The sequence below is a fragment of the Rhodococcus ruitaii genome (assembly GCF_055230935.1).
On sequence record NZ_JBUYWC010000019.1, the window covers coordinates 1 to 11826 of the forward strand.

Consider the following 11826-nt stretch of genomic DNA (forward strand, 5'->3'; position numbering starts at 1 on the left):
AGTTTCGGTGGTTATAGCGATAGGGAAACGCCCGGTCTCATTCCGAACCCGGAAGCTAAGCCTGTCTGCGCCGATGGTACTGCACTCGTCAGGGTGTGGGAGAGTAGGTCGCTGCCGAACACCCGTTGCGGGAGGGGATCCACTTTTGTGGGTCCCCTTTCGTGTTTTCCGGACTAGTCCGAATTGATTCTGTTGAGTACGCGCCGGCTGTATCGACCGCAGTTCATTCGGAGTTGCCCGCAGTGGTGGTCGCCGAAAATGTGTGGGGACCCGCTGATGCGGGTCCCCACACACTTTTTCCATCCCCCGTGTGACGACTCCCATCATGGTCGCCACGTGCCTCCCCGCGTCCGGGTCAGAGGTACCAACCGCCGTTGACGCCGATGACCTGGCCGGTGATGAAGCCTGCATCGTCGGAGCAGAGGAACGCAGTCGCCGCCGCGACGTCGTGAGGTGTCCCTGTTCTGCGTACCGGGGTCATGCTGGCAAGCGCCTCGAAATTGATCATCATTTCGCCGGACTCCTCGGCGGCCCGCGCCATGGGTGTATCGATGATCGATGGCGGGACCGTATTGGCGGTGATCCCTTTCGGCGACAACTCGTACGCAAGGGCCTTGGTGAGCGCGATGACTCCGCCCTTCGACGCCACATAGTGCGCCCGATCGGGGGCGCCGGACTGCGCGCTGGACGACGAGATGGTGACGATGCGTCCCCACCCAGCCTCGATCATGTCGGGCACTGCCGACTGCACGCTGTTGAATGTACCTGTGAGATTGACGTCGATGATGTGCTTCCAGTCGGCCAGGTCGATGTCGGTGAACGGAGCGGTCGCTTCGATGCCGGCGCTGGTGACCATGATCTTGATGGCTCCGAGTTCGGCGCGGACCTTGGCGATCGCAGCGTCCACCCCGGGTCGGTCGACGACGTCCACCTCGAAAGCACGGGCGGTTGCACCCTGCTCGTTCAGTTCGTCGGCGATTTTCTGCACTGCGGCACCGCTCTGGTCGAGCAGCGCGACCGGGTGTTGCTGTGCGGCGAGTTGCCGTGCCACGGAAAGACCGATACCGGATCCTGCGCCGGTGATGACGGCGACTCTGTTCGTGGCGTCGGCGCCAGTGTTGGTGTCGACCATGTGATCATTCGTCCTCTCAGGGGGCGGCCGTGAATTCGAGTTGGAGCTCCGATCCGGGTTCGCGGTCTTCGAGGAACGCCGTGAACCTCTCATCCAGGAACTCGACCGCGCTCGTCGGGAGAGCCGGCGATGACGTATCTGCGAGGCCTCGAGTCGTCGTATCGGACGTTTCGAACGGTGACAGTCGAGGAATGGATGGGGATCGGTGACGGGGGAGGGGGCTGTGAGTAATCCTTCGTGCCGAAATCGTTCAAGTCCATCCTCTCGGGCAGCATTACATCAGTTCGATGTAATGCATTGCAGTACATAGAGATTCCTCGATGCCAGCAAGGAGGTCCGAGCTGAGGGGGTGGCGACCTCCGTGCGCTGTGCACCTGCATAGCATTACCTATGACATAGATAACATACTGACTGCCGAATGGTCAACATCACATGCGTGATGGCGCGTTAGTATGTCGAAAAGTTGCAGTGGTGCAACTGAGTGGATGGAGGTTGACGGATGACATCGTCGCGCAGGCTCGGTGCGCCGGACGCAAAGAATCGAACCGTTCTGCTCGATGCGGCGGAGAGGCTGATGATCGAAAAAGGCTATGCCGCAGTTACGTCCAGAAAGGTGGCCGATGCGGCGGGCTTGAAGCCGCAGTTGGTGCACTACTACTTCCGCACGATGGACGACCTGTTCCTCGAGATCTTCCGCCGTCGCGCCGAGGAAGGGTTGGTCATCCAGGCGCAGTTGATGGACGCGCCCAATCCGTTGCGTGCACTCTGGCAGTTCAGTACGGATCCCGCGGGTGTGGCCGTGACGATGGAGTTCATCGCCATGTCCCGTCATCGTGACGTCCTGCGTGCGGCGATCGCGGACTACTCCGAACGGTTCCGCATCGGGCAGCGAGATGCGCTGGCCAAGGTTCTCGACCGCGTGGAGCTCCCCGAGAAGATGTCTCCGGTCGTGGTGTCCGTACTCATGACCAGCCTGTCCCGAGTGGTGGTGATGGAGGAGTCGTTGGGGGTGACGGCGGGCCACGAGGAGACCGTCGAGCTCGTCGAGTGGTGTCTGAGTATGTTCGACGAATAGACATCGCTGCAGGTGGGACCATAGGCAACCCAAGTTGCGAGGAAATTTTCGATCCCGAGTGAGCGGCGATCGTTGCTTTTGAGAGAACTCTATTCTACTTTTGTGCATGTCAGATGCTCGTTCGTTTGAACGGCCGGTCCTGCCGAGGGGGCGGGGTCCGGCCAGGTGCCGGATTCGACGGATACTGCTCGAGGTGTCCTGATCGGCAGAGTGAACGTAGTTCGACTCAACCTTCTCTCATTTCTGCACGTGCGCAGCATCTTTCGAAAAGAGTATGGGCGACAGCCGGTCAACGTCGGTGTCGTTTCTCGGGTTCCACCGCTCGCGAAGGGAATCAACTGTGGCAGAAGATGGTGCCACCTCGACTCATAGCCGGTCCGCTAGCAGCGAGGTAGACGAATGGACACGCCGATATGTTCGGCGGCATCCGGTCGCCGCATTGGAAACGGTGGGCGAACAATGCAAGCTCGGCGTCCGGACTGTCCAACACCTTGTCGTCGATATCGTCACGCTCCGGTTCCCGTTTGCCGAGTTCATCCGCCAGGCGGCATTCATGGCGTCGGCTTCGGCGCTGCCCACCATGTTCGTCGCAATCCCGATCGGAGTGACGCTCTCTATCCAGTTCGGGCTGCTTGCCGGGCAGGTCGGGGCGACGTCGCTGGCGGGAGCGGCGAGCGGGCTCGCGGTGATCAAGCAAGGCGCACCGATGGTCGCGGCGTTGTTGATGGCGTCGGCCGCCGGCTCGGCCGTATGTGCAGATCTCGGTTCACGCAAGATCCGCGACGAGATCGACGCTCTCGAGGTCATGGGTGTCTCGGTGATCCGCCGTCTGGTGGTACCGCGCCTGGCGGCTGCGATCGTTGTGGGGCTGGCACTGACCGGGCTCGTGTGTTTCGTCGGATTCCTGTCCGGATATCTGTTCAACACCTTCGTGATGAACGGTACGCCGGGTAGTTTCGTTGCCACGTTCGCGTCGTTCGCGACCGTCGGTGACTTCGTCCTCACGATGATCAAAGCAATGGTGTTCGGCGCGATCGTGGCGGTTGTTGCGTGTCAGAAGGGGCTGTCGACCAGTGGCGGCCCCGCAGGCGTAGCAAATTCCGTGAACGCCACGGTCGTGGCGTCGATCCTGCTTCTGATGGTCGTCAACGTCGCCTTCACGCAGCTGTACGTACTGCTGTTTCCGCGGACGGGGTTCTAGTGGCTTCCCGCTATTTTCCTCCAGGGGTGAGGCCGATCCTCACTGCCGCCAGGGCACAGGCCACTGTGATCGCCCGACTCGGCCACATGGTGACCTTCCTGGTGCGAGCAGTCGCCGCGATCCCCACGACGCTGCGGCACTACCGGAAAGAGTTCCTTCGGATTCTTTCCGACGTGACCTGGGGTAACGGGTCCCTGGTCGTTGGTGGTGGTACGGCCGGCGTGATCATCGTGCTCGGTGCGGCCGCGGGAGCGATCGTGGCAATCGAGGGGTACAACGCGTTGCACCTCCTCGGTCTCGAGCCGGCAACCGGAATGATCTCCTCCACCGCTACAACGCGGGAGCTCGCGCCCATCATGGCGTCGCTCGCCTTCGCTGCGCAGGCCGGATGCCGATTCACCGCGCAGCTCGGCGCCATGCGGATCTCCGAGGAAATCGACGCGATGGAAACGCTTGCTATTCGGTCCATCCCTTACCTCGTAACGACCAGGCTTCTTGCGTCGGTGGTGGCGGTGATTCCCCTCTACCTCGTCTGCCTGGCGGTCAACTATGTGGCGGTGCAGGTTGTGATCGGCATGGCCGGTGGGGTCTCGTCCGGAACATATGACCACTATTTCTCACTGGTGCTCAGCGGTGCCGATATCTTCTACTCGCTCCTGAAAACCATCGTCTTCGTCATCATCACCACCACGATCCAGTGCTACTACGGCTACTACGCCGCTGGCGGCCCGCAGGGAGTCGGTACTGCAGCCGGGAGAGCGATGCGAGCGAGCATCTCCGCGATGATCGTGATGAACCTTCTTCTTACTCTTCTTTTTTGGGGTCTCGGCTCCGGTGCAAGGCTTGGGGGGTAGCCGATGTCGTTTCTGTTGGAGAGTGATCCGCACAGGACCTCACTTCGTGGCCTGGTCCTGCGGGGCGGTATTGCGCTCGTGGTGGCGGTGTTGTTCGTTGGGGGGATCTTCGCCAAGATGAGCGGTGTTTTCGACAGGGGACATGACGTCACCGCAATCCTGGCCGATGTCGGGGACGGCTTACCCGCCAGGTCCGATGTCAAATTCCGTGGCGTCCTCGTCGGGGAAGTGAACGACGTCGAACTCCCTGCGGGCGACGGCGCCAATCTCGTGAACATCTCCATCCACCCCGAACATCTCGCAGGAATCCCCGCGACGGTGACCGCGCGCGTGGTGCCGAGCAACGTCTTTGCCGTCTCGTCCGTCCAGTTGGTCGACAACGGGCCCGCACCCCATCTCGAAGCGGGGGCAACGATCCCTCAGGACGAGAGCCTGTCCACCGTGCAATTGCAAACGGCACTGACGAAGCTTCGCGACCTCACAGCCGCGACCGCGCGTCTCAGCTCTCAGGAAACCCTCGGCGTCCTCGCGACCGTGGCGCAGGCTACCGATCGTAGGGGCGACGACATCGTCCGTGCGGGAGGGCAATTGCAGCGTATCGTGCACGAGGTCGGTGCCGTCGTGACCCCCGACGGCGGCCCGTCGACGCTGTCTGCGCTGGCGGACGCAGTGGAAGGTTTGCAGCATTCGGCGCCGGAACTGCTCGATGCCGTCAATCATGCTGTCGTGCCCATGCGCACGATTGCGGAGAAGCAGGAGCAGCTCTCGACGCTGTTCTTCGGAAGCGCCAACACGCTCTCGACAATGGCGACATCGCTGGAGAACAACACCGACCGAATCGTCGGCATCACCACCCAACTCGAGCCGGTGCTGGGAGTGGTCGCCGACGGTGCCCACGAATTCACACCGATTGTCACCAGGATGAATTGGATTTCGGGGAAGTGGTGGACGGAGTTCTGGCCGGTCGGCCAGCAGAACGGAACAGGCAAGTTCGTCTTCCAGGCGACGCCGCACATCACGTACACGCGCACCGATTGCCCCCGTTACGGAAATCTGGCCGGACCCAGTTGCGCCACGGCCCCGGACACGGGGGCTCCACCTGTGGCCGAACAACTCGGATCGACACGCACGATCGAGCGAGCCCCGATAGGAGGCAACGTGGGGCAGGTCGGTGCACCCGCGGAGAAAGACATCGTCGATCAGATCCTCGGTGGTGACTTCGGCGGGGCGGCCGACCTCCTCCTCGGACCCATCACACGAGGCGTCGACATCCTGGTGACCCCCGAGACGGACGGAGGTCCGCGATGACGATACGGAAACCGCTGATCGGGCTCATTGTGTTCCTGTTGATCTCGGTGGGATTGACCTGGCCGGTCGTGGTCACCCTGCAGCGAGGAGTTCAGGGTTCGACGAGTTCGTACTCTGCAGTGTTCAGCGATGTATCGGGTCTGCGTGTGGGCGACGACGTCCGAATGGCCGGTGTGCGAGTGGGCCGGGTCGATTCGATCTCGCTCGACGAGACGGTTGCGCGGGTCGGGTTCAGCATCGACTCGGCTCAGCAGGTATACGCGAACACAGAGGCGGCGATCACCTATCAGAGCATCATCGGCCAGCGCTATCTCGGACTTTCACTGGGGCAGAACCCGGAGACCGCGATCCTCGAAGCCGGCGCCGAGATACCCCTCGCGCGAACGGAGCCGTCATTCGACATCTCGGTACTGCTCAACGGCTTCGAACCGCTGTTCAGCGTGCTCGACCCGGAACAGGTGGACAACATCACGGCCTCGGTGATCGCCGCGCTCCAGGGCGACTCCGGATCCGTGACCACCCTTGTGGCCGAGACATCGAGACTTGCGGAGTCGATGGCCGAGCCGGACCGCATCCTCGGCGACATCATCGTCAACCTCGACGGCATTGTCTCCGATCTCGCATCGCAAAGCGGTGAGGTCGATTCGGTGATCGCCGGTGCCCACTCGATCTTCGCGGAGTTGAACGCCAGGCGCCCGGAACTCGTCGGTTCGCTCGACAGGATTGCCACCACGACCGACAGTCTTGCAGCGCTCACCGGCGAAGTGCAGCCGGACCTGCAGGAACTTCTGCGCAGGCAACCAGGCTTCACGGGACACTTCGTCGACACCAAACCATCGTGGGAGTACTTCGGATTCAATCTCCCCGGCCTACTCAAAGGGTTGGCCCGTGTGAGCGAGGACGGTTCTTACCTGAACGCCTACCTGTGCAACATCAACGCAACTCTGGTTCCCGAGCTCAGCCATGTCATCCCGTCGATCGTGGCAGGTGCCACACCTGGCGGCGAAATCAAGCAATCCCCGATCTGTAGGTGACGGCCATGACACGGACAAGAACCACATCCGCTCGGAGATTCCGGCTGCGACCGGTCGAGTCGTATCGCGCTGTCTCCCTCGGCGCAGTGACCGTGGTGGCCATCGTTGCACTATTGGTCGCGACGGTCGGGGTTGCGAACCTGGGAATCGGAAAGTCCACCTATGAAGCCGAATTCGTTCAGGCCGCTCAGGTGGCAGCCGGCGATGGGGTGACGGTAGCCGGAATCCAGGTGGGCACTGTCGAAGGCGCGCGACTCGAGGGGGATCACGTGGTTGTCGAGATGATGATCGACAACGATGTGAATCTGGGTGCCGACACGGTCGCGTCGATCAAGCTCACCACACTGCTCGGGTCGCGCTATGTGGAGTTGCGCCCGGCAGGTGGGGGGAGTATCCCGGACAAGAGGATAAGACTGTCCAATACCGTTGTCCCCTACGATCTCCAAGCTGTCCTCGCCGACGCGACAACGACTTTCGAGCAGGTCGACGCGGAACGATTGGGTGCGACACTGAACGAGCTGGCCGGAGAGCTGGACGATCTTCCTGCGCTGATGCCGCAAGCCCTGGAGAATGTCGAGAGCCTGTCGAGGGTAATAGCAGACCGTCGAGATCAGGTCGGATCTCTCGTATCCGCAACCTACGAACTCACGGAGATCATCCGTGCCCAGCAGGGCGACATCGGCTCTCTCGTGCGAGACGGGAGCGACATGGTGAAGGAACTGGCCCTTCGGCAGAATCTGGTCGAACGGTTGTTGTCGTCCACCACCGGTCTGGTGCAGCAACTGCATACGATCGTCGTCGATGATCGCGAGTCACTCGATGCGTTGATCACCGACCTCGACTCGATGCTGCAGAGCCTCGGAAATCAGGATGCATTGCTCCGAAACATTCTTCAGATTCTCCCGGTGCCCATCCGCAACTTCACGAACGCGACCGGTACCGGACCCGAACTCGACTTCACCTCCGTCGCCGGACCGTTCATCGACTCTTGGATGTGCGCGATCAGCGGGAACGCGGAACTGCATTCGCTCCCTCCCTATTTCGAGGACTGCCAATGAAGACACGCAGATGGTTGTCGATAGTGACGGTGATCGCCGTTGTCGCGGGGTTTGCGCTACTCGGGGCTCGGTCGTGGTTTGCCGGCCACGACGAGATCACCGTCACTGCGAAGTTCGACAACGGCGCGGGGCTCTACGTAGGGAACACCGTGGCGGTACTGGGTATCGCGGTCGGCCAGGTGACCTCGATAGAACCACAGGGGACTCATGTGGCGGTGACGATGAGTATCGACGGCGGCATGGATATTCCGTCCGATGCGCACGCAGTTGCAGTCTCGACGTCGGTGCTCACCGACAGGCACGTGGAGCTGACCCCGGTGTATCGCGGCGGCGACACCCTCGAGGACGAGGCGGTGATCGGACTCGAGCGGACCCGTACCCCCATCGAGTTCGACCGGCTTCTTGCCATGGCCGACACCATGGCGCTGGAACTCCAAGGTGACGGCGAAGGTAACGGAGCCGTCGCCGAACTGCTCAGTGCGGGCGCATCGATGACCGACGGTCAGGGCAGCAGTATCAGATCCGCACTCGGAACATTGTCGGAGGCTTTGAGGATCGGTCCCGATGGGGGCGCCCGGACCCGTAACGAACTGACCGCGATCGTCGACAATCTCGCGGTGCTGTCCGAGGCTGCTGCGGCCAACGATCAGGACATTCGTGAGTTCGGTGAAGTGACGAGCCGGCTCAGTGCCGTGCTGGCCGAATCCGGAATAGGTCTCGGCGACACCGGATCCATGATCAATGACATTCTGCTGCAGACGAATGATCTACTGACGGCCAACCGCGGGGCGGTGCAGGCGACGGCGACGAATGCCGAGACGCTCACCCGTGCGCTCGCCGACTATCAACGGGAGATCGGAGAGTTCTTGGACTTGACCCCGCTCCTGCTGAACAACGCCTACAACGTCATGGATCAGGAGAACGGCGGAGCCCGCGTACACGGACTGCTCGAGCGGGTCGCGCTCGATGGTCAATTGGTCAAGGAGGTCTGCAATCTCATGGGGATGCGGGATCTGGGTTGTGACACCGGCACCGTCAGCGACTTCGGTCCGGATTTCGGGATGTCGGGGATGCTCGAAGGACTAGCGGGGATGCACCAGTGAAGCTCAGGATCAGACGATGTCTGGGCGCTGCCTGCGTGATGGTTGTGGCGTCGTCGACCGCGGCGTGCTCGGTGGGGCTGGAACAGCTTCCGTTGCCGGCTCCGGGATTGAGTGGCGACTCGTACACTCTCACGGCCACCTTCGGGAACGCGCTGAACCTCCCGACGAAGGCCAAGGTCAAACTCGACGGCGTCGATGTGGGGGAGGTCGAATCGATGGCAGTGGAGGGATACCAGGCGGTCGTGACCATGCGAGTTTCCGAGGGTGTCGTGGTGCCCATCGGTAGCGCTGCCGAACTACGTTCGGCGACGCCTCTGGGTGATGTCTTCATCGCGCTACAGGCGCCCGAAGGGGAAGCTATGGCCGCACCACCTCCACTCGGCGACGGCGACGCAATTCCGATCGCAGACACCTCGGCAGCCGCAACAATCGAGGAATTGCTCTCGACCGCATCGGTTCTCGTCAACGGAGGTGCGGTGCGTAACCTCACCAAGATCGTGAACGGGCTCGGTCACGCCGTCGACGGTCGGGGTGCGAACATCGAGAGCCTCCTCGATGACTCCGCCCGTCTGGTCACGCAACTCGGCGCGCGCTCCGCCGAGATCGAACACTCTCTGGTCCAGACGGACATGCTCATCGCCACACTGGCGGAACGGAAATCGACGATTCGTGAGGTGGTTGCCGCGGCCGGTCCGGCGCTCGAGGTCATCGCCGGGGACACCGCGGAGATACTCGACCTCGTGACCCAGGTGGATCGGATCAGTGGGCAGATGGCGAAATTCCCGTCGGTCAACGGTACCGACACGCGGTCGATGGTCGCCGATATCAACCGGATCGCGGCCGAACTCAACAACGCGGCGACGTCCCCCGATGCCTCACTCGAAGCGGTCAACAGCCTCTTTGCTCCGATCATGAAGACGACGAACTCGACGTCGGCCAGTGCTGACGCAGACTGGCAGCAACTCATTCTCGGCGCGATTCCGTCACCTGGACATTCCGGGGATCCCGGAAGCCGGTTGCCCGAGACGTCGGACATCGACACGATGGTGGGTGCCATCACCCACTCCTTGCTACGTCTGCAGGGCAGATTGACAGGGGCGGGAGGGTGACGAAGAAGATGACTGCGACAGACCGAATTGCAGCGCCGGTGGTCGGTGCGGTCCGGACGGGCTACCGGCATCGTCTCGGATTGTCCTTGACGGCGCTGGCATTGACTCTCGTGCTCGGAATCGCCTATCTCGTATTCGGTGTCTTCGAACTCGATCCTGCAGACCGAAAGATTCAGGTGCAGGTGCATTTCGATCAGTCCGGCGGCATTCTCCCCGATCGCGACGTCACCTTACGCGGAGTTCCGGTGGGTCGTGTGACGTCGGTGGATCTCACGGGCGACGGTGTCGTTGCAGTCGCTTCGATCGATTCGCAGACCAAGATCCCCCAAGGAGCAGAGGTACGTGTCGCGGGCTTGTCGCTTGCCGGGGAGCAATATCTCGACTTCCGTCCGAGCACCGACGACGGGCCGTATCTGACGGACGGCGCTGTGATCTCGACGGCGGATACCTCCACACCGGTACCGCTGTCGGACCTCATGCACAATCTGGACGGCATGCTCGCACAGATCGATCCGGCCGAGGTTCAGGTCATCGTCGAAGAGCTGGGGGTGAGCCCCCAGGCGCCGGAGAAGCTCTCCGACATCATCGATGGCGGGACCTTCCTCATCTCGACTCTCGATTCTGTTTTGCCACAAACTATCTCGGTTCTCAATACCAGCAAGGTGGTGCTGAACACGTTGGCGGAGGGAAGTCCGGGGCTGCAGGCCACATCGGCCAACCTGTCCGGTCTGCTGCAAGGTGTCGAGTCGATGGATCAGGGCTTCCGGACATTCGTCGACAACGCTCCCGCGACCCTCGGTGCACTCGACTCGATCATTGCGGACAATTCCCCCACGATGGTCCAACTGCTCGGAAACCTTGCAACGGTCTCGCAAATGGCATACGTACGAGTGCCTGCCCTGCAGGAGTTCTTCTTCCCGACCGAGCGGGACGGCTCGACACTCGAAGCGATCGGGACCGCGTTCCGGGACGGCGGCATCTGGGCGTACGTCAACCTGTATCCGCGCTACACCTGCGACTACGACCTTCCGCGGCGGCCACCGTCGGTGCCCGATTTTCCGGAGCCCTACCTGTACACCTACTGCGACAATCCGGACCCGTCCGTTCTCATCCGCGGCGCACAGAACGCTCCGCGCGCGCCGGGAGAAGAAGACGAGGCCGTACTTCCGCCGGGTGCCGACCCGGCCCGTACCGCCGACCCCACGCCGATCGGACCGCTGTCGGTTCCGTTGACCTACGGGGGGCCGCCTGCCGAGTACATCCACCCGAGATGACGGATGGGTTCGTGCACACCAACCCCTCTGGAAGGAGAACACACATGAGCAAGTCCAGTTCCGCCCTGGCGGCCGACGACCAGACGACCGATACCGCGAGCGCGGCACAGCAGGATGTCACCGAGGAAGCCGGAACCGAGAAGTCCCATGCCGCGACGACTGACCGCGATGGCACCGGAACCGAGGCCGGTCCGGGTCGACGCGCACGCCGGATCCGTACCGCTGTGCTCGTGGTGATCACGGTGACGTCGGTGGCCTGCGCCGCGTTCTTCGCGTGGAAGGCACACGAAGTCAGGTCCGTCAACGCCGCAGCCGCCACGGCCCTGGCAACCGCGCAGGACTACGCGGTGACGCTGACCTCGGTCGACCCGGGTGAACTCGACGGCAACTTCGACGCAGTTCTGGACGGCGCCACCGGCGAGTTCAAGGAGATGTACGCGCAGTCGAGCGGGGAACTACGCCAACTGCTCGTCGACAACAACGCGCAGGCGGAAGGCACGGTGGTCGAGTCCGGCGTCAAATCGGCCACGACCGATCGCGTCGAGGTGCTGCTGTTCATCGACCAGGTGGTGACGAACTCCGTCGTCCCCGAACCGCGACTCGATCGCAGCCGCGTGCTCATGACACTCGAACTCGTCGACGGCCGCTGGTTGGCCTCGCAGGTGGACCTTCCCTGAT

General features: G+C 62.3%; 11 protein-coding genes and 1 rRNA gene. 11 read left to right on the top strand and 1 reads right to left on the bottom strand.

Annotated elements, in window-relative coordinates:
• Positions 1–3 precede the first annotated feature (3 nt).
• Positions 4–120, top strand: a 5S ribosomal RNA gene (gene rrf / locus ACZI8W_RS22125).
• A gap of 235 nt (positions 121–355) precedes the next feature.
• On the opposite strand, the gene ACZI8W_RS22130 is transcribed toward rrf, so the two are convergent.
• Complete coding sequence (locus ACZI8W_RS22130; protein ID WP_463370667.1) at positions 356–1132, bottom strand: SDR family NAD(P)-dependent oxidoreductase; 777 nt, start codon at positions 1130–1132, stop codon at positions 356–358.
• 499 nt (positions 1133–1631) lie between these two features.
• On the opposite strand from ACZI8W_RS22130, the gene ACZI8W_RS22135 reads away from it, so the two are divergent.
• The 10 genes from ACZI8W_RS22135 (at position 1632) to ACZI8W_RS22180 (ending at position 11825) form a co-directional block, all read left to right on the top strand.
• Positions 1632–2207: a TetR/AcrR family transcriptional regulator gene (locus ACZI8W_RS22135; protein ID WP_463370668.1), complete on the top strand. Its 576-nt coding sequence runs from the start codon at positions 1632–1634 to the stop codon at positions 2205–2207.
• A gap of 274 nt (positions 2208–2481) precedes the next feature.
• Positions 2482–3408 (top strand): MlaE family ABC transporter permease, encoded by a 927-nt coding sequence (locus ACZI8W_RS22140; protein WP_463370669.1) that lies wholly within the window; start codon positions 2482–2484, stop codon positions 3406–3408.
• Positions 3408–4262: an ABC transporter permease gene (locus tag ACZI8W_RS22145; protein ID WP_463370670.1), complete on the top strand. Its 855-nt coding sequence runs from the start codon at positions 3408–3410 to the stop codon at positions 4260–4262. The genes ACZI8W_RS22140 and ACZI8W_RS22145 overlap by 1 nt, the downstream gene beginning before the upstream one ends.
• 3 nt (positions 4263–4265) lie before the next feature.
• The gene (locus ACZI8W_RS22150; protein ID WP_463370671.1) at positions 4266–5570 is read left to right on the top strand and encodes an MlaD family protein; all 1305 of its coding nucleotides are present in this window, start codon (positions 4266–4268) and stop codon (positions 5568–5570) included.
• Positions 5567–6604 carry an MCE family protein gene (locus tag ACZI8W_RS22155; protein ID WP_463370672.1) on the top strand — a complete coding sequence of 346 codons (1038 nt, stop codon included), beginning with the start codon at positions 5567–5569 and terminating at the stop codon, positions 6602–6604. The genes ACZI8W_RS22150 and ACZI8W_RS22155 overlap by 4 nt, the downstream gene beginning before the upstream one ends.
• A gap of 5 nt (positions 6605–6609) precedes the next feature.
• A complete protein-coding gene (locus tag ACZI8W_RS22160; RefSeq protein WP_463370673.1) occupies positions 6610–7662 on the top strand; it encodes an MCE family protein in 1053 nt (350 codons plus the stop codon).
• Positions 7659–8765: an MCE family protein gene (locus ACZI8W_RS22165; protein ID WP_463370674.1), complete on the top strand. Its 1107-nt coding sequence runs from the start codon at positions 7659–7661 to the stop codon at positions 8763–8765. Before ACZI8W_RS22160 ends, ACZI8W_RS22165 begins: the two co-directional genes overlap by 4 nt.
• Positions 8762–9874 carry an MlaD family protein gene (locus tag ACZI8W_RS22170; RefSeq protein ID WP_463370675.1) on the top strand — a complete coding sequence of 371 codons (1113 nt, stop codon included), beginning with the start codon at positions 8762–8764 and terminating at the stop codon, positions 9872–9874. The genes ACZI8W_RS22165 and ACZI8W_RS22170 overlap by 4 nt, the downstream gene beginning before the upstream one ends.
• Before the next feature lie 8 nt (positions 9875–9882).
• Positions 9883–11148 (top strand): MlaD family protein, encoded by a 1266-nt coding sequence (locus tag ACZI8W_RS22175; RefSeq protein WP_463370676.1) that lies wholly within the window; start codon positions 9883–9885, stop codon positions 11146–11148.
• Between the two features lie 44 nt (positions 11149–11192).
• Positions 11193–11825: a hypothetical protein gene (locus tag ACZI8W_RS22180; protein WP_463370677.1), complete on the top strand. Its 633-nt coding sequence runs from the start codon at positions 11193–11195 to the stop codon at positions 11823–11825.
• The last annotated feature ends 1 nt before the right edge of the window (position 11826 follow it).